Source organism: Geodermatophilus ruber (assembly GCF_900114385.1).
GTDB classification, from domain to species: Bacteria; Actinomycetota; Actinomycetes; order Mycobacteriales; family Geodermatophilaceae; genus Geodermatophilus; species Geodermatophilus ruber.
Genome location: NZ_FOSW01000001.1, coordinates 118,952 through 136,394, shown reverse-complemented (window position 1 = coordinate 136,394; position 17,443 = coordinate 118,952). Strand labels below are relative to the sequence as shown.

Below are 17,443 nucleotides of genomic sequence, written 5' to 3'. Positions count from 1 at the left end.
GGGCGTGATCCCTGCCCCCGCCGGCGGCACCGGGCCGGCGCCGGAGGCGCGGGTCTACCGGGTGCCGATGCGCACTCGCTTCCGGGGGATCACCGTCCGCGACGGCGTCCTGGTGCGCGGACCGGCCGGATGGGGCGAGTTCTCCCCGTTCTGGGACTACGACGTCGCCGAGAGCCGCCGCTGGTGGGCCGCCGCGGAGGAGGCCGCGCTGGCCGGCTGGCCGGCGCCGGTGCGCGCCTCGGTGCCGGTCAACGTCACCGTCCCCGCCGTGGAGCCGGCGCGGGCCCACGGGATCGTCACCGCCTCCGGGTGCCGCACGGCGAAGGTGAAGGTCGCCGAGCCCGGGCAGACGCCGGAGGAGGACCTCGCGCGGGTGGAGGCGGTCCGCGACGCGCTGGGCCCCGACGGCGCGATCCGGGTGGACGCCAACGCCGCGTGGGACGTCGACACCGCCGTCGCCCGCATCCGGGCGCTGGACCGGATGGGCCTGGAGTACGTCGAGCAGCCGTGCGCCACGCTCGCCGAGCTGGCGGCGCTGCGCCGCCGGGTCGACGTCCGGGTCGCCGTCGACGAGGGCGTCCGGCGCTCCGATGACCCGCTGCGGGTGGACCTGCGGGAAGCGGCCGATGTCGTGGTCCTGAAGGTGCAGCCGCTCGGCGGCGTGCGGGCGGCGCTGCGCGTGGCCGAGGCGCACGGCCTGCCCTGCGTGGTCTCCTCCGCGCTGGAGTCCTCGGTCGGGATCGCCGCCGGCGTCGCGCTGGCCGCCGCGCTGCCGGAGCTGCCCTTCGCCTGCGGGCTGGCCACCGTCGCGCTGCTCGCCGAGGACGTCACCAGCTCCCCGCTGCTGCCGGTCGACGGCGCGCTCCCGGTCACCCGCGTCGAGCCCGACCGGCTCGAGGAGGTCGCCGCCGACCCGGTCACCCGGGCGCGGTGGAGGGCCCGGCTGGCCGCGGTGGTCGCCTCATGAACCCGTCCACCGCGTTCGCCCGCGTGCTCGTCGACGAGCTCGTCCGCGGCGGCGTCACCGACGCCGTCCTGGCGCCCGGCTCGCGCTCCGCGCCGGTCGCGCTCGCGCTCGCCGAGGCGGAGCGGGCCGGTCGGCTGCAGCTGCACGTGCGCATCGACGAGCGGACGGCGGCCTTTCTCGCGCTCGGCCTGGCGAAGATGTCGGGCCGGCCGGTGCCGGTGCTCACCACCTCCGGGACGGCGGCGGCGCACCTGCACGCCGCGGTGCTGGAGGCCGACGCCGCCGGCGTGCCGCTGCTGGCCCTGACCGCCGACCGGCCGCCTGAGCTGCGCGACACGGGGGCCAACCAGACGATCGCGCAGCCCGGGCTCTACGGGACCGCGGTCCGGTCGGCCGTCGACGTCGGCGTCCCCGAGGCCGGCCGGGAGGCGGCGCAGAACCGGTACTGGCGGTCGCTGGTGGCCAAGGCGCTGCTGGTGGCCCGCGGGGTGCTGTCCGGGGATCCGGGGCCGGTGCACCTGAACCTGCCGTTTCGGGAGCCGCTGCTGCCCGGCGCCGCCCTCGGGCCCGAGCTCGCCGAGCCGTGGGCGGGCCGGCCGGGCGGCGCGCCGTGGACGACGGGATCGGTCGCGCACCCCGCTGCGACCGTCGACGGCGGGCCCGAGCGCACCCTCGTCCTCGTCGGCGACGCGCCCCCGGCGCTCGGCCGGGCCGCCGCGGAGCTGGCCGCGGCGGGCGGCTGGCCGGTCCTCGCCGAGCCGAGCAGCGGGGCCTGGGCGGCATCGGTCCGCGGCGGCGCGCTGCTGCTCGGGGTGCCCGGGTGGCTGGCCGCGCACCGCCCCGAGCGGGTGCTGGTCGTGGGTCGGCCCACCCTCTCCCGGCCGGTGTCCGCGCTGCTGGCCGATCCCGCCATCCGGGTGGAGTCGGTCGCCGCGGCCCCGCGCTGGCCGGACGCGGGCCGGTCGACGGCGCTGGTGGGCGCCCTGCCCGCCCCCGGGGCGCCGGCCGACCCGGCGTGGCGGGCGGCCTGGGCCGATGCCGCCGAGCGGGTGGGGAAGGCCGTCGAGGGGCTGCTCGACGCCGGCCCGGTGCTGACCGCGGCCCGGCTCGCCCGCGATCTGGTCGAGGAGCTGCCCGACGGAGCGCTGCTGTTCCTCGGGTCCTCCACCCCGGTGCGCGACGTCGACCGGCTGGCCCGGCCGCGCGGCGGGCTGACCGTGCTGGCCAACCGCGGGGTGGCCGGCATCGACGGGACGATCTCCTCCGCGGTCGGTGCGGCCCTGGCGCACCAGCGGGCCGGCGGCGGGCCGGCGTTCGCGCTGATGGGCGACCTGACGTTCCTGCACGACCTGCAGGGCCTGCTGGGTGGGGACGGCGAACCGCGGCCGGACCTCACCGTGGTGGTGCCCGACAACGACGGCGGCGGCATCTTCGCGCAGCTGGAGCCGGGCCGGCCGGAGCATGCGGCGGGCTACCGGCGGGTGTTCGGCACCCCGCACGGCCGCGACCTGGTGGCGGTGGCCGACGTGCTGGGCTGGCCGGCCGTTCGCCTCGAGGAGGCGGCGGACCTCCCGGACGTCCTGGCGAAGGGCGGCCCGCGGGTGGTCGTCGTCCGCACCGACCAGCGGACGGAGGCGGACCTGGCGGTCCGGCTGGGCGCCGTCACGGCCGAGGCGCTGGGCTGACGGCCGCCCCGGGGAGCGTGGACGAGCACCCCGCGGGGAGCCGCGGCGGCTGACCCCGGCCGATCGCCCGCTCAGCCCTCGAGGGCGGCCTGGAAGGCGGCGAACTTCGCCTGCGTCTCGGCGAGCTCGGTGGCGGGGTCGGAGCCGGCCACGATCCCGCAGCCGGCGAACAGCCGCGCGGACGCCGGGTCCTCCTCGGACAGCTGCGCGCACCGCAGCGCCAGGCCGAACTCGCCGTCGCCCCGGGCGTCCAGCCAGCCCACCGGCCCGGCGTAGCGGCCCCGGTCCAGGCTCTCGAGCTCGTCGAGGACCGTCGCGGCGGCCGCGGTCGGGGTGCCGCACACCGCGGCCGTGGGGTGGACCGCCCCGACCAGTTCCAGGAGCCCCGCGCGGCCGTGCGGACCGCCGCGCCACTGGGTGCCGGTGACGGCGGTGGCCAGGTGGCGCACGTTGGCGAGGGTGAGCAGCTCCGGTTCCTGCGGGGCGGTGAGGCGCGCGCAGTAGGGCTCCAGCGCCGCGACCAGCGAGTCCACCGCCAGCGCGTGCTCGGCGCGGTCCTTGGCGGAGGCGAGCAGCGCGGCGGCCAGCCGGTCGTCGTCGGCACCGGCCCCGCGCGGGGCGGTCCCGGCGAGCACCCGGGCCGACAGCTCCCGCCCGGTGCGGCGCAGCAGCAGCTCCGGTGTCGCGCCGAGCAGGCCGTCGACGGCGAAGGTCCAGCAGTCGGGGAACCGGGCGGCCAGCCGGGCCAGCAGCCGCCGCGGGTCCAGCGGGGCGTCGGCGGTCACCAGCAGGTCGCGGGCGAGCACCACCTTGGCCAGGTCACCCGCGTCGATCCGCTGCACGGCCGCCTCGACCGCCGAGCACCAGGACGCGGGGTCCAGGGCGCCGTCGGCGTAGCGCAGCCGGCCGAGCGGCGCGGGCGGGGGGGCGGGGGGAGCGGCCAGAACCTCGGCCGGGTCGGCGTCCCCGACGGTGGTCACCCAGGCGACGCCGTCGCGCCGGCCGACCACGACCCGGGGGACGACGAACACCGACGTCCCGGCGACGGGGTCGAAGGCGATGCTGGCGAACACGACGGGACCCGAGCCCGGCACGGCCAGCCGGTCGTCGACCGCGAGGCCGCCGCTGTACCCGTCCCACCAGGCGGCCGCCTCGGCGAGCGCACCGGGGCCGGAGACCTCCAGCCGCGCCGCCTCCCCCCAGCCGACGAGCCCCTCGCCGCGGCGCACCCAGGAGAGCGCCCCGGCGGCCGGCAGCAGGTCCAGCAGCGGGGGCGCGGCGGGCACCGGGGTGGTCGTGACGACCGGTGCGGCAGCGTCCGGGGAGGTCACGGCGGCCGCTGTCACCAGCCCAGCCTAGGCAGCCCGGTAGCGTCGCCGCCGTGGGAGACCGGGGAGAGGCCGCGCACACCGGGGGGCTGCGGGCGGATCTGGCCAAGCGGCCGGCGGACGTCGCGGCCATGTTCGACCGGGTCGCCCAGCGCTACGACCTCACCAACACGGTCCTCTCCGGGGGGCTGGACGCCTCGTGGCGGCGGGCCACCCGCGCGGCGCTCGGCGCCCGCCCGGGGCAGACGGTGCTGGACGTCGCCGCCGGGACGGCGGTGTCCACCGTGGAGCTCGCGGCCGGCGGCGTGCACGCCGTCGCCTGCGACTTCTCCCAGGGCATGCTGCGGGCCGGGGCGGCCCGGCCGGTGCCGAAGGTGGCCGGCGACGCCATGGCCCTGCCCCTGGCCGACGAGAGCGTCGACGGCGTCGTCATCTCCTTCGGCCTGCGCAACGTGGCCGACCCCGACGCCGCGCTGCGCGAGTTCCGGCGGGTGACCCGCCCCGGCGGCACGCTCGTCGTCTGCGAGTTCTCCAGCCCGACCTGGACCCCGTTCCGCACCGTCTACACCGAGTACCTGATGCGCGCGCTGCCGCGGATCGCCCGGGCGGTGAGCAGCAACCCGGACGCCTACGGGTACCTGGCCGAGTCGATCCGGGCCTGGCCCGACCAGCCGGCGCTCGCCGCGCGGCTGCAGTCGGCCGGCTGGGCGGACGTCGGCTGGCGGAACCTCACCGGCGGGATCGTCGCCCTGCACCGCGGCCGCAAGCCGCGCGACTGACCCACCCCCTTCCGCAGCGCCGAGATCGCCGGTCTCGGCGCTTCCCGCGTGCTGTGGCGACCAGGCCGTCGATCTCGACGCGCGCGGCCGGCCGTATCGGAACTGTGACGTGCGTCTCCCCGACCCGGACTTGTCACCAAGGTCACATCCAGGCCTAGAGTGGGGACGGCAGACTTTGTGAACCAATTCACAAAGTCCCCGGGAGCTCCGGGAGGGGGCGGGTGTGGACAGCGCTGATCGGCGGGCCGACGTGGTGGTCGTCGGCGCCGGCCCGGCCGGCTCCTCGGCCGCCTGGCACCTGGCCCGGGCCGGCCTGGACGTGGTGGTCCTGGAGAAGGCGCGCTTCCCCCGCGAGAAGGTCTGCGGCGACGGGCTGACCCCCCGCGGGGTCAAGGCGCTGGCCGACATGGGCGTCGACACGGCCGGCTGGGTCCGGCACAGGGGCCTGCGGGTCACCGGCGGCGGCCAGGTGATCGAGGTCGACTGGCCAAGGCTGGACTCCTGGCCCGCCCACAGCCTGGTGTGCAACCGCCGCGATCTCGACGCCCGGCTCGCCGCGCACGCCGGGGCCGCCGGCGCCCGCGTGCTGCAGGAGGTCACCGTCACCGGCCCGCTGCTCGACGACGCCGGCCGGGTCGCGGGCGTGCAGGCCCTCGTCGGCCCGGGCAGGGAGCCGGCGACCTGGCGGGCGCCGCTGGTCGTCTCCGCCGAGGGGCTGTCCGGGCGGCTGGGCAAGGCGCTGGGCCTGGTCCGCCGGGAGGACCGCCCGCTGGGCGTCGCCGTCCGCCGGTACGTGCGCTCACCGCGCACCGACGACGACTACCTCGACATCTCCTTCGACCTGTCCGCTGCCGGCCCCAGCGCGGACTCCATGCCCGGCTACGGCTGGGCGTTCGGCATGGGCGACGGCACCACCAACATCGGATTCGGCCTGCTCGACCGCCGCCGCGGCACCGGGGCCGAGCCGCGGGTGGTGCTCCGCGAGTGGCTGGCCACGCTGCCGGCGGAGTGGCAGTTCGGGGAGGAGCATGCGGTCACCCCGCTGCGGGGCGCCGGCCTCCCCATGGCCCTGCACCGCCAGCCGGCCTACAGCCGCGGGCTGCTGATGGCCGGCGACGCCGCCGGCACGGTCAACCCGTTCAACGGCGAGGGCATCAGCTACGCGATGGAGACCGGCCGGATGGCTGCCGAGGCGGCCGCCGAGGCGCTGGCCCGGCCGGAGGGACCCGCCCGCGAGGCGGCGCTGCGCCGCTACCCCGACCGGCTGCGCGAGGAGTACGGGCGGCACCACCGGCTGGGCACGGCATTCCTCGCCCTCCTGGGGCGGCCGGGTCTGGTCCGCTTCGCCACCGCGCACGGGCTCACGCGGCCGGCCATGGTGCACGCCGCGCTGCGGCTCATGGGCAACCTGTCCGACGGGCGGGACGGCGACCGGTTCGACCGCGCCGTCGCCGTCCTCACCCGGCTGGCCCCGGCGGTCTGACCGTGCGCGCCCTCACCGATCGAGACCGCCTCGACACGCTGTGTCCGGGGTCATCACCTGCCGAGCCTGTGATCTCTGCCACCGTAGGGTGCCGCTGATGCTCTCGATGTACGTCCCGATCGTCGGGCTGTTCGCGTTGGCCGCGGCGTTCGCGCTGTTCTCGGTCACCGTCGCCCCGTACGTGGGGCCGCGCCGGTACAACCGGGCCAAGCTGGCGGCCTACGAGTGCGGCATCGAGCCGGCCGACCAGCCGCTGGTCGGTGGCCGCTTCCCGGTCAAGTACTACCTGACCGCGATGTTGTTCATCGTCTTCGACATCGAGATCGTCTTCCTCTACCCGTGGGCCGTCGCCAACGACGCACTCGGTGTCTTCGGGCTGGTCGAGATGGTCGTCTTCATCGGCACCGTGTTCATCGCCTACGCCTACGTGTGGCGCCGCGGCGGGCTCGACTGGGACTGACGGGGGGCTGACACATGGGACTCGAGGAGAAGCTGCCGAGCGGCGTCCTGCTGACCACGGTGGAGAAGCTGGTCAACTGGACCCGCAAGTCGTCGCTGTGGCCGGCCACCTTCGGCCTGGCCTGCTGCGCGATCGAGATGATGGCCACCGGTGCCGGCCGCTACGACCTGGCCCGGTTCGGCATGGAGGTCTTCCGCGCCTCGCCCCGCCAGGCCGACCTGATGATCGTGGCCGGCCGGGTGAGCCAGAAGATGGCGCCGGTCCTGCGGCAGATCTACGACCAGATGCCCGAGCCGCGGTGGGTCCTGTCGATGGGCGTGTGCGCCAGCTCCGGCGGCATGTTCAACAACTACGCGATCGTGCAGGGCGTCGACCACATCGTCCCGGTGGACATGTACCTGCCCGGTTGCCCGCCGCGGCCGGAGATGCTCGTCGACGCCATCCTCAAGCTGCACCACAAGATCATGAACGAGCCGCTGGGACCCAAGCGGGTGCGGCAGCTGGCCCAGGCGCAGGCCGACGGCGCAGCCACCGACCTGCACGTCGAGATGCCCTCCAGCGTCCGGGTGGACAAGGCCGCCCGCGCGGCCTACGAGCGGGCCGCCGCCGAGCGGCGCACCGGCCAGTTCGCGATCGAGCAGCGCGGCGGGAACGCGGTCCTGCTGCCCGAGCCCTACGTCCGGAGCGACCGGTGACCGGGCCCGGGGACCGCAGCGGCCAGGACGCCGGCCAGGGGGCGGCAGCGCCGTCGGGTGGCTTCCGGAAGGGCGCGTTCGGGGTCAGCGGCAGCGGCGACACCTCCGGCTTCGGCGGGCTGGTCCGCGTCGAGCCCGGCGGGGCCGTCGCCCTGCACTCCACCGACCGGCCCTACGGCGGCTGGTTCGACGAGGTCACCGACGCGCTGGCCGAGGCGGTCGGGCAGGCCACCTACGACGCCGCCGTGCAGCGGGTGCTCGTCGACCGCGGGGAGATCACCTACTTCGTCGCCCGCGAGCACCTGCTTCCCCTCGTGCAGGCCCTGCGCGACGACGAGGCCCTGCGCTTCGAGCTGTGCAGCAGCGTCTCCGGCGTCGACTACCTCGACAGCGGCGGCCCGGCGGCGACCGCCGGCCGGCCACGGCTGCACGTCGTCTACCACCTGACCTCGATGACCTACCGGCGCCGCATCCGGCTGGAGGTGGCGGTGACCGCCGAGGACCCGCACGTCCCGTCGGTCACCGGCGTCTACCCGACCGCGGACTGGCACGAGCGGGAGACCTACGACATGTTCGGCGTCGTCTTCGACGGCCACCCGGCGCTGACCCGGATCCTCATGCCCGACGACTGGGACGGCCACCCCCAGCGCAAGGACTACCCGCTCGGCGGGGTCCCGGTCGAGTACCACGACGCCACGATCCCGCCCCCGGACACCCGGCGGAGCTACCGATGAGCACCACCTATCAGGACTACGACCCCAGCGATCCGTACGCCGGCTCCTACGAGACCACCGAGGGCCGCGTCTACACCGTCACCGGCGGCGACTGGGACCAGACGCTGGGCACCGAGGCCTACGGCGAGGAGCGCCTCGTCGTCAACATGGGCCCGCAGCACCCGTCCACCCACGGCGTGCTCCGGCTGGTGCTCGACCTCGAGGGCGAGACGGTCACCAAGGCGCGGGTGGTCATCGGCTACCTGCACACCGGCATCGAGAAGAACACCGAGTACCGCACCTGGACCCAGGGCACGACGTTCGTGACCCGGATGGACTACCTGGCCCCGCTGTACAACGAGGCCGGCTACTGCCTGGCCGTGGAGAAGCTGCTGGGCGTCGAGGCGCCGCCGCGGGCGCAGACCATCCGCGTGCTGGTCATGGAGCTCAACCGGATCGCCTCGCACCTGGTCGCGCTGGCCACCTTCGGCATGGAGATGGGCGCGCTCACCGGCATGACCAACGGCTTCCGCGAGCGGGAGATGGTCCTCGACCTGCTCGAGGAGATCACCGGCCTGCGGATGAACCACGCCTACATCCGCCCCGGGGGCCTGGCGCAGGACCTGCCCGAGGGCGCGGTCGAGCACATCCGCGAGTTCCTGCAGGTCATGCCCGACCGGGTGGCCGACTTCCACAAGCTCCTCACCGGCCAGCCGATCTGGCAGGCCCGGCTCAAGGACGCCGGCTACCTCGACGTCACCGGCTGCGTCGCCCTCGGTGTCACCGGCCCGGTGCTGCGCGCCGCCGGCCTGCCGTGGGACCTGCGCAAGGTCGAGCCCTACCTCGGGTACGAGACCTACGACTTCGAGGTGCCCACCGCCGACACCTGCGACGCGTGGGGCCGCTACCTGGTCCGCATGGCCGAGGTGAACGAGTCGCTGAAGATCATCGAGCAGGCGCTCGACCGGCTGGAGCCGGGCCCGGTGATGGTGCAGGACAAGAAGATCGCCTGGCCGGCGCAGCTGTCGCTCGGCCCCGACGGCATGGGCAACTCCACCGAGTACGTCAAGCACATCATGGGCCAGTCGATGGAGGCCCTGATCCACCACTTCAAGCTGGTCACCGAGGGCTTCCGGGTGCCGGCCGGGCAGGTCTACGTGCCGATCGAGTCCCCCCGCGGCGAGCTCGGCTACCACGTGGTCAGCGACGGTGGCACCCGACCGTGGCGGGTCCACGTGCGCGACCCCAGCTTCGTCAACCTGCAGGCGACGGCGGCGATGAGCGAGGGCGGCATGATCGCCGACGTCATCGCGGCCATCGCCTCCCTCGACCCGGTCATGGGGGGATGCGACCGATGAGCGCCCTACCCGGAAGTGGTCCCGGCACCGCCGTGACCGGGCTCGACTCGAGCCCCGTGGACGCCCGCCCGGAGACGCTGGCCGCGCTGCCGCCGCTGACCGAGCAGGCCCGGCTCGAGGCGCGGGAGATCATCGCCCGCTACCCGCAGCCGCGCTCGGCCCTGCTGCCGATGCTGCACCTGGTGCAGAGCTACCAGGGCTACGTGACGCCGGAGGGCGTCGCGCTGTGCGCCGAGGAGCTCGGGCTCACCAAGGCCGAGGTGGGCGCGGTCGCGACCTTCTACACGATGTACAAGCGCCGCCCCACCGGCCGGCACCTGGTCAGCGTGTGCACCAACACGCTGTGCGCCGTCCTCGGCGGGCAGCGGATCTTCGACGCGGTCAGCGCCGACCTCGGCGTCCACCACGACGAGACCACCGCCGACGGCTCGATCACCCTCGAGCACGCCGAGTGCCTGGCCGCCTGCGACTACGCGCCGGTCGTGACCGTCGACTACGAGTTCTACGACCAGCAGGACGTCGAGAGCGCCCGTGAGCTGGTCGCCGCCCTGCGCCGCGGCGAGAAGCCGCTGCCCACTCGCGGCGCCCCGCTGACCGACTTCCGCGGGGTCTCCCGCCAGCTGGCCGGGTTCTCCCAGCACGCCGACGAGGGCGCGGCCCGCGCCGCCGTCGACGCGCCGGGTCGCCTCGGGCCGACGCTCGTGGGACTGCGGCTGGCCGAGCAGCGGGGGGAGACCGCGCCGCCCATGCCGCGCCCCGCCTCCTCGTCATCCGGCGCCCCGGCGGCCGAAGCGGCCGGCTTCGAGCAGGCCCAGCGCGACGCCCCGGAGCCGGCCGGTCGCGACACCGGCAACGGCCGTGCCGGTACCGAGACCCCTGCGGGGACCGAGCCCGGGACGTCCGGGCAGGGCCCCGCCACCAGGGAGGCCTGACCCGATGCCCCTCACCCCCGTGCTCACCACCCGCTGGGGCGCCGAGCGGTCCTGGCGGCTGTCGACCTACGAGTCGCTCGACGGCTACGCCGCGCTGCGCACCGCCCTCACGATGGCCCCCGACGAGCTCGTCGCCCTGGTCAAGGACTCCGGCCTGCGCGGCCGAGGCGGTGCCGGCTTCCCGACCGGCATGAAGTGGAGCTTCATCCCGCAGCCCAAGCCGGGGGAGACGCCCACCGGGCCCGCGGCGATGCCCAAGTACCTGGTGGTGAACGCCGACGAGGGCGAGCCGGGCACCTGCAAGGACCTGCCGTTGATGATGGCCGACCCGCACTCGCTGATCGAGGGCGTGATCATCTCGGCCTACGCGATCCGGTCGCACCTGGCGGTCATCTACGTCCGCGGCGAGGCGGTGCACGCCCACCGCCGGCTGACCGCAGCGGTCGAGGAGGCCTACGCGGCCGGCTACCTCGGCACGGACATCCTCGGCTCGGGCTACGACCTCGAGCTGATCGTGCACGCCGGCGCCGGCGCCTACATCTGCGGCGAGGAGACGGCGCTGCTGGATTCCCTCGAGGGCTACCGCGGCCAGCCCCGCCTCAAGCCGCCGTTCCCCGCCGTCGCCGGCCTCTACGGCGCGCCGACGGTCATCAACAACGTGGAGACCCTGGCCACCGTGCCGTTCGTCGTCCGCGGCGGATCGGACTGGTTCAAGGAGTTCGGCCCGGAGAAGTCGCCCGGGCCGAAGATCTACTCGCTGTCCGGCCGCGTCGTCCGGCCCGGCCAGTACGAGGCCCCCATGGGGACGACGATGCGCGAGCTGCTGGAGATGGCCGGCGGCATCCGGCCCGGGCACGAGCTGAAGTTCTGGACGCCGGGCGGCTCCTCGACGCCGTACTTCACCTCTGCGCACCTCGACGTCCCGCTCGACTTCGACTCGGTGGCGGCCGCGGGCTCGATGCTCGGCACCACCGCGCTGATGGTCTTCGACGAGACCGACTCCATCGTCGAGGCCACGCTGCGGTTCACCGAGTTCTACGCGCACGAGAGCTGCGGCAAGTGCACCCCGTGCCGGGAGGGGACCTACTGGCTGGTGCAGATCCTGCAGCGGCTGGTGGAGGGCGACGGCCGGGCCGCCGACCTCGACCTGCTGGTCGACACCTGCGACAACATCCTGGGCCGCTCGTTCTGCGCTCTCGGTGACGGCGCGACCAGCTGCATCTCCAGCTCGCTGAAGTACTTCAAGGACGACTACGTCGCCCTGCTGCCCCCGGAGGAGCAGGCGCGCCTCGGCCGCAGCCTCCCGATCGAGCCCGTGGGAGTTGCCTCGTGACTCTGACCCCGACGAGCCCCCAGCCCTCGCCCGCGGTCCCGCCCGGAGCGCCCGGTCCGCACACACCCCCGGACGCCGTCCACTGCACCATCGACGGCTTCGACGTCGCCGTGCCCAAGGGGACGCTGATCATCCGGGCGGCCGAGATGATCGGCGTCCAGATCCCCCGGTTCTGCGACCACCCGCTGCTCGAGCCGGTCGGCGCCTGCCGCCAGTGCCTGGTCGAGGTGGAGGGCCAGCGCAAGCCGGTGGCCTCCTGCACCATGCCGGTCACCGACGGCATGGTGGTGAAGACCCAGCTCACCAGCCCGGTGGCCGACAAGGCCCAGCAGGGCACGATGGAGCTGCTGCTGATCAACCACCCGCTGGACTGCCCGGTCTGCGACAAGGGCGGGGAGTGCCCGCTGCAGAACCAGGCGATGAGCAACGGCCGCGCCGAGAGCCGGTTCGTCGACGTCAAGCGGACCTACCCCAAGCCGCTGCCGATCAGCAGCGAGATCCTGCTCGACCGGGAGCGCTGCGTGCTGTGTGCCCGCTGCACCCGCTTCTCGCAGCAGGTGGCCGGCGATCCGTTCATCGAGCTGTTCGAGCGCGGCGCGCTGGAGCAGGTCGCGGTCTACGAGGACGAGCCCTTCGAGTCCTACTTCTCCGGCAACACCACCCAGATCTGCCCGGTCGGCGCACTGACCAGCGCCCAGTACCGGTTCCGGTCCCGCCCGTTCGACCTGCGCAGCGAGCCCAGCGTCTGCGAGCACTGCGCTTCCGGCTGCGCCCAGCGCACCGACTACCGCCGCGGCAAGGTGCTGCGCCGGCTGGCCGGCGAGGATCCGGCCGTCAACGAGGAGTGGAACTGCGACAAGGGCCGCTTCGCGTTCCGCTACGCGACGGCCAACGACCGGCTGACCCAGCCGCTGGTCCGCCGGGACGGGGTGCTGCAGCCGGCGTCCTGGCCCGAGGCCTGGGCGGTGGCCGCCGAGGGGCTGCGCGCCGCGCGGGAGGCCGGCGGGGTCGGCGTCCTGCCCGGCGGCCGGCTGACCGTCGAGGACGCCTACGCCTACGCCAAGTTCGCCCGGGTGGCGCTGGGCACCAACGATGTCGACGCCCGGGCCCGCGCGCACTCGGCCGAGGAGCTGGCCTTTCTCGCCACCCACGTCGCCGGCGCCGGCCCGGACGACGGTGCCGTCACCTACGCAGACCTCGCCGCCGCCCCGGCGGTGCTGCTCGCCGGGTTCGAGCCGGAGGAGGAGTCGCCGATCGTCTTCCTGCGGCTGCGCCGCGCGGTGCGCACCCGCACGCTGCCGGTCTTCGACCTCGCCCCCTTCGTCACCCGGGCCGCGGAGAAGCTGCAGGCCACGGTGCTGACCACGCTGCCCGGCACCGAGGCGCGCTCGCTCGCGGCGCTGGCCGAGGGCAGCTGGGGCGGCCCGGCGGTCGAGGCGCTGCGGCAGCCCGGCGCCGTCGTGCTCGCCGGGGAGCGCCTGGCCGAGGCCCCTGGCGCGTTCTCCGCGCTGGCCGCCCTGGCCCGGGCGACCGGCGCCCGGGTGGCGTGGGTGCCGCGGCGGGCCGGTGAGCGCGGCGCGGTCGAGGCCGGCGCGCTGCCCACCCTGCTGCCCGGCGGGCGCCCGGTCACCGACGCCGCCGCCCGCGCCGAGGTCGCCGCCGTCTGGGGCGTCGGCGAGCTGCCGGCCGGTCCCGGGCGCGATCTCACCGGCATCCTGGCCGCCGTCACCCACGGGGAGCTCGCCGGCCTGCTGGTCGGCGGCGTCGACCCGGCCGACCTCCCCGACCCGCGGCTGGCGGAGGCCGCGCTGGCCGCCGCGCAGTTCGTGGTCAGCCTCGAGCTGTTCCCCAGCGCGGTCACCGCGCACGCCGACGTCGTGCTGCCGGTCGCCGCCGCCCCGGAGAAGGCCGGCAGCTACCTGGACTGGGAGGGCCGGCCGCGCTCCTTCGACGCCACCCTGCACGGCACCGGCCAGCTGCCCGACGGCCGCGTGCTGCAGGGGCTGGCCGACGCGCTGGACGTCGACCTGCGGCTGCCCGCACCCGAGGTCGCCCGCGCGGAGCTCGCCGCCCTCGGGGTGGCGCAGCGCCGCGCCGACGGCGCCGGCCTGGACGTCCCCGCCCCGGCGGACCCGGAGCTCGCCGAGGACGAGGCGGTGCTCGCCTCCTGGCGGCAGCTGCTCGACGCCGGCACCCTCCAGCGGGACGAGCCCGAGCTCGCCGGCACCGCCCGCCCACCGGTCGCCCGCCTGGGCAAGGACGCGGCCCGCCGGCTCGGCCTGGCCGACGGCGACCGGGTCACCGTCTGCGGCGAGATGGGCCAGGTGACCCTGCCGGTGCGGGTCACCGAGATGCCCGACCAGGTCGTCTGGCTGCCGATGCGCTCGCCCGGCAGCGAGCTCCGCGCGGCTCTGGGCACCCCACCCGGCGGGGTCGTCCGCCTCATCGCCGGAGGTACCGCATGAACGTGCTCGCCGCGGCCGACCAGCCCACCCTCGAGGACTTCGGCACCGACGTCTGGTGGATCGTCCTCATCAAGATCGTCGGCGTCTTCGCCGTCCTCGTGCTGCTGACGCTGTTCGCCATCGTCTTCGAGCGCAAGGTCGTCGCCCGGATGCAGCAGCGGATCGGTCCCAACCGGGTCGGCCCCCGCGGCTACCTGCAGAGCCTCGCCGACGGGCTGAAGCTGGCGTTCAAGGAAGACATCATGCCGGCGCTGGCCGACAAGCCGGTCTACTTCCTCGCGCCGGTCATCGCCACCATCCCGGCGTTCCTGGCCTTCTCGGTGATCCCGCTCGGGCCGACGGTGAGCATCTTCGGCCAGCAGACCCCCCTGCAGCTCACCGACGCCCCCATCGGTGTCCTGGTGGTGCTGGCCTGCTCGGCGATGGGCGTCTACGGCATCGTGCTGGGCGGCTGGGCCTCGGGGTCGACCTACCCGCTGCTGGGCAGCCTGCGCAGCGCCGCGCAGATGGTCAGCTACGAGATCGCGATGGGCCTGTCGATCGTCGCGGTGTTCCTCTACGCGGGCACGATGTCCACCTCGGAGATCGTCGCCGCCCAGGCCGACGGCAGCCGGTTGTCCTTGGCCGGAGTGGAGTTCACCGGACCGAGCTGGTACGCGATCCTGCTGCCGGTCTCCTTCGTGATCTACGTGGTTGCCGTGGTGGGCGAGACCAACCGCGCCCCGTTCGACCTGCCCGAGGCCGAGAGCGAGCTGGTCGGCGGCTTCCACACCGAGTACTCGTCGCTGAAGTTCGCGCTGTTCTTCCTGGCCGAGTACATCAACATGGTCACCGTCTCGGCGCTGGCCGCCACGCTGTTCCTCGGCGGCTGGCGGGCGCCGTGGCCGATCTCGCTCTGGGACGGCGCGAACACCGGCTGGTGGCCGCTGCTGTGGTTCTTCCTCAAGGTCGTCGCCGCGCTGTTCGTCTTCATCTGGCTGCGGGGCACCCTGCCCCGGCTCCGCTACGACCAGTTCATGCGCTTCGGCTGGAAGGTGCTGGTCCCCACCGCCCTGGTGTGGATCCTCGCCGTCGCCACCATGCGCACCGTCGCCCGGGAGGCCGACCTGTCCACCGGCGAGGTGGCGCTGTTCGTCGGCGTCCCGATCGCCCTGCTGGTGCTGGCGGGGTTGCTGATCGCCAGCCGGGCGAGCAACCGCGCCACCCGGCTCGCGGCTCGTGAGGCGGCGGCCGGGTCGATCCACCCCACCGAGGCCGAGCCGGAGGTCCTGCCGCCGGCGGGGCCACGGCACCGGCCCGCCCGGGGCGGTGGCCCCAGCCGCGCCGAGGGCGGCTTCCCCATCCCGCCCATGGACCTGAAGGTGCCCCCGTCCCCGCGGCTGCGCAGCCGGGAGACCGTCGCCGCCGGCGGCGTGGTCGGCACCGGCCGCCGCGGTGCGGGCGCCACCCCGGAGGAGGACGTCGATGAGTGAGCGCGACGGGCGCGGGGCCGTGTCCCCGCGCGCCAACGGGGCGGTCGAGCGGCCCCGCCGCGGCGATGTCCCGGCCAAGCGGGCGAGCCGGCTGCCGGCACCCGGCCAGGGCTTCGGCGTCACCTTCGCGCAGATCTTCCGCAAGGTGACCACCGAGGAGTACCCCGAGGTGCCCAAGGTGACCAAGCCGCGCTACCACGGGCGGCACGTGCTCAACCGGCACCCCGACGGGCTGGAGAAGTGCGTCGGCTGCGAGCTGTGCGCCTGGGCCTGCCCGGCCGACGCCATCTACGTCGAGGGCGGGGACAACACCGCGGAGGAGCGCTACTCGCCCGGGGAGCGGTACGGGCGGATCTACCAGATCAACTACCTGCGTTGCATCTTCTGCGGGCTGTGCATCGAGGCCTGCCCGACCCGCTCGCTGACCATGAGCAACGACTTCGAGCTCGCCGACGACAACCGGCAGGACCTGATCTACACCAAGGAGCAGCTCATGGCTCCGCTCCTGCCCGGCATGGAGGCCCCGCCGCACCCCATGCGGCTCGGGGACGACGAGCGCGACTACTACGTCCGGACGCCCGACACCGCCCAGCCCACCGATGCCCTCGGGGTGGCGGGGCGGGCGGCGGCACGGCCGGTGGAGCAGGCATGAACGACGTCGTCATCGGCACCGGCGAGGCCGTCGTCTTCTGGATCCTGGGGCCGCTCGCGCTGGCCGGGGCGCTGGGCATGGTGCTCTCGCGCAACGCCGTCCACTCGGCGCTGTGGCTGATCAACACGATGCTGGCGCTGGGCGTCTTCTACGTCGTCCAGGAGGCGCCGTTCCTCGGCGCGGTGCAGATCATCGTCTACACCGGCGCGATCATGATCCTCTTCCTGTTCGTGCTCATGCTGGTCGGCCGCGACACCTCCGACTCGGTGGTGGAGACCCTGCGGGGGCAGCGGGTCGCGGCGATCCTGCTGGGCATCGGCTTCGCCGGGCTGGTCGGCGCGGGCATCGCCCGGGCCACCCGGGACCTGCCGGTCGCCGGCCTGGACGCGGTGCAGGGCGGGGACACCAGCAACATCGAGGCGATCGCGCAGCTGCTGTTCACCCGGTACCTGCTCGCCTTCGAGGTCACCAGCGCGCTGCTCATCACCGCCGCGGTCGGCGCGATGGTGCTCGCCCACATCGAGCGGGAACCGGGCACCCGCCGCACCCAGAAGGAGCTGTCGCGGGCCCGCTTCCTCACCGACCGGCCGCAGACCCTGCCCGGGCCGGGCGTGCACGCCCGCGCCAACTCCGTCGCCGCGCCGGCGCTGCTGCCCGACGGCCGGCCGGCCGAGGACAGCTTCGCCACCGGGATCGATCCCCAGGAGGTCGACCAGATGCCGCGTCCGACCGGCCGGGCCCAGCTCGGCAGCCCCGATGCGGCGCTGGGCACCCTCGACCCGGCGCCCCTGGACGGAGGCCGTCAGCCATGACGCTCACGCACTACCTGGTGCTGGCCGCGATCCTGTTCACCATCGGCGCGGTCGGCGTCCTGGTGCGGCGCAACGCGATCGTCGTGTTCATGTGCATCGAGCTGATGCTCAACTCGGTGAACCTCACCCTGGTCACCTTCGCGCGGGCCGGCGGCACCCTCGACGGCCAGGTCATGGCGTTCTTCGTCATGGTCGTCGCCGCGGCCGAGGTCGTCGTCGGCCTCGCGATCATCATGTCGATCTACCGGACCCGCCGGTCGGCGTCGGTCGACGACGCCAACCTGCTCAAGTACTGACGAGACGGGGAGC

The 17,443-nt window shown here is 74.9% G+C and carries 16 protein-coding genes; 15 read left to right on the top strand and 1 reads right to left on the bottom strand.

Going from position 1 to position 17,443, the window contains the following annotated elements; all coding sequences use genetic code 11:
- The first annotated feature begins 4 nt into the window (after positions 1-4).
- Positions 5-967, top strand: a complete 963-nt coding sequence (locus BMZ50_RS00740) for an o-succinylbenzoate synthase (RefSeq protein WP_245753210.1) — start codon at positions 5-7, stop codon at positions 965-967.
- Positions 964-2,652, top strand: a complete 1,689-nt coding sequence (gene menD / locus BMZ50_RS00735; protein ID WP_091320969.1) for a 2-succinyl-5-enolpyruvyl-6-hydroxy-3-cyclohexene-1-carboxylic-acid synthase — start codon at positions 964-966, stop codon at positions 2,650-2,652. The genes BMZ50_RS00740 and menD overlap by 4 nt, the downstream gene beginning before the upstream one ends.
- A 71-nt stretch (positions 2,653-2,723) precedes the next feature.
- On the opposite strand, the gene BMZ50_RS00730 is transcribed toward menD, so the two are convergent.
- Complete coding sequence (locus BMZ50_RS00730) at positions 2,724-3,998, bottom strand: isochorismate synthase (RefSeq protein WP_091319832.1); 1,275 nt, start codon at positions 3,996-3,998, stop codon at positions 2,724-2,726.
- Between the two features lie 35 nt (positions 3,999-4,033).
- Here BMZ50_RS00730 and BMZ50_RS00725 point away from each other — a divergent pair, with 35 nt between their 5' ends.
- The 13 genes from BMZ50_RS00725 to nuoK all read left to right on the top strand — a co-directional run bounded on the left by BMZ50_RS00725 (position 4,034) and on the right by nuoK (position 17,430).
- Positions 4,034-4,759, top strand: coding sequence for a demethylmenaquinone methyltransferase (locus BMZ50_RS00725; RefSeq protein WP_091319829.1), 726 nt, complete (start codon positions 4,034-4,036; stop codon positions 4,757-4,759).
- Between the two features lie 223 nt (positions 4,760-4,982).
- On the top strand, positions 4,983-6,242 hold the full coding sequence (locus tag BMZ50_RS00720; protein ID WP_091319826.1) for a geranylgeranyl reductase family protein: 1,260 nt from the start codon (positions 4,983-4,985) through the stop codon (positions 6,240-6,242).
- Positions 6,243-6,339: 97 nt separating this feature from the next.
- Complete coding sequence (locus BMZ50_RS00715; RefSeq protein WP_218146033.1) at positions 6,340-6,702, top strand: NADH-quinone oxidoreductase subunit A; 363 nt, start codon at positions 6,340-6,342, stop codon at positions 6,700-6,702.
- 14 nt (positions 6,703-6,716) lie between these two features.
- Positions 6,717-7,397 carry a NuoB/complex I 20 kDa subunit family protein gene (locus BMZ50_RS00710; RefSeq protein WP_091319821.1) on the top strand — a complete coding sequence of 227 codons (681 nt, stop codon included), beginning with the start codon at positions 6,717-6,719 and terminating at the stop codon, positions 7,395-7,397.
- Positions 7,394-8,131, top strand: a complete 738-nt coding sequence (locus BMZ50_RS00705) for an NADH-quinone oxidoreductase subunit C (RefSeq protein ID WP_091319817.1) — start codon at positions 7,394-7,396, stop codon at positions 8,129-8,131. Before BMZ50_RS00710 ends, BMZ50_RS00705 begins: the two co-directional genes overlap by 4 nt.
- The gene (locus BMZ50_RS00700) at positions 8,128-9,468 is read left to right on the top strand and encodes an NADH-quinone oxidoreductase subunit D (protein WP_091319811.1); all 1,341 of its coding nucleotides are present in this window, start codon (positions 8,128-8,130) and stop codon (positions 9,466-9,468) included. The genes BMZ50_RS00705 and BMZ50_RS00700 overlap by 4 nt, the downstream gene beginning before the upstream one ends.
- The gene (gene nuoE / locus BMZ50_RS00695) at positions 9,465-10,400 is read left to right on the top strand and encodes an NADH-quinone oxidoreductase subunit NuoE (protein ID WP_091319802.1); all 936 of its coding nucleotides are present in this window, start codon (positions 9,465-9,467) and stop codon (positions 10,398-10,400) included. Before BMZ50_RS00700 ends, nuoE begins: the two co-directional genes overlap by 4 nt.
- 4 nt (positions 10,401-10,404) lie before the next feature.
- Positions 10,405-11,733, top strand: a complete 1,329-nt coding sequence (nuoF, locus tag BMZ50_RS00690; protein ID WP_091319798.1) for an NADH-quinone oxidoreductase subunit NuoF — start codon at positions 10,405-10,407, stop codon at positions 11,731-11,733.
- Positions 11,730-14,198: an NADH-quinone oxidoreductase subunit G gene (locus tag BMZ50_RS00685; RefSeq protein WP_091319795.1), complete on the top strand. Its 2,469-nt coding sequence runs from the start codon at positions 11,730-11,732 to the stop codon at positions 14,196-14,198. The genes nuoF and BMZ50_RS00685 overlap by 4 nt, the downstream gene beginning before the upstream one ends.
- Positions 14,195-15,670: an NADH-quinone oxidoreductase subunit NuoH gene (nuoH, locus tag BMZ50_RS00680; protein WP_091319791.1), complete on the top strand. Its 1,476-nt coding sequence runs from the start codon at positions 14,195-14,197 to the stop codon at positions 15,668-15,670. Before BMZ50_RS00685 ends, nuoH begins: the two co-directional genes overlap by 4 nt.
- Entirely contained in the window at positions 15,663-16,322 is a 660-nt protein-coding gene (nuoI, locus tag BMZ50_RS00675; protein WP_245753208.1) for an NADH-quinone oxidoreductase subunit NuoI, read from the top strand. The genes nuoH and nuoI overlap by 8 nt, the downstream gene beginning before the upstream one ends.
- A complete protein-coding gene (locus tag BMZ50_RS00670) occupies positions 16,319-17,134 on the top strand; it encodes an NADH-quinone oxidoreductase subunit J (RefSeq protein ID WP_091319788.1) in 816 nt (271 codons plus the stop codon). Before nuoI ends, BMZ50_RS00670 begins: the two co-directional genes overlap by 4 nt.
- Complete coding sequence (gene nuoK / locus BMZ50_RS00665; protein WP_091319785.1) at positions 17,131-17,430, top strand: NADH-quinone oxidoreductase subunit NuoK; 300 nt, start codon at positions 17,131-17,133, stop codon at positions 17,428-17,430. Before BMZ50_RS00670 ends, nuoK begins: the two co-directional genes overlap by 4 nt.
- Positions 17,431-17,443 lie beyond the last annotated feature (13 nt).

Coding starts and splice junctions, on each gene's coding strand:
- menD (WP_091320969.1), top strand. CDS start 964: ATGAACCCGTCCACCGCGTTCGCCCGCGTGCTCGTCGACGAGCTCGTC.
- BMZ50_RS00715 (WP_218146033.1), top strand. CDS start 6,340: ATGCTCTCGATGTACGTCCCGATCGTCGGGCTGTTCGCGTTGGCCGCG.
- BMZ50_RS00710 (WP_091319821.1), top strand. CDS start 6,717: ATGGGACTCGAGGAGAAGCTGCCGAGCGGCGTCCTGCTGACCACGGTG.
- BMZ50_RS00700 (WP_091319811.1), top strand. CDS start 8,128: ATGAGCACCACCTATCAGGACTACGACCCCAGCGATCCGTACGCCGGC.
- nuoE (WP_091319802.1), top strand. CDS start 9,465: ATGAGCGCCCTACCCGGAAGTGGTCCCGGCACCGCCGTGACCGGGCTC.
- nuoF (WP_091319798.1), top strand. CDS start 10,405: ATGCCCCTCACCCCCGTGCTCACCACCCGCTGGGGCGCCGAGCGGTCC.
- nuoH (WP_091319791.1), top strand. CDS start 14,195: ATGAACGTGCTCGCCGCGGCCGACCAGCCCACCCTCGAGGACTTCGGC.
- nuoI (WP_245753208.1), top strand. CDS start 15,663: ATGAGTGAGCGCGACGGGCGCGGGGCCGTGTCCCCGCGCGCCAACGGG.
- BMZ50_RS00670 (WP_091319788.1), top strand. CDS start 16,319: ATGAACGACGTCGTCATCGGCACCGGCGAGGCCGTCGTCTTCTGGATC.
- nuoK (WP_091319785.1), top strand. CDS start 17,131: ATGACGCTCACGCACTACCTGGTGCTGGCCGCGATCCTGTTCACCATC.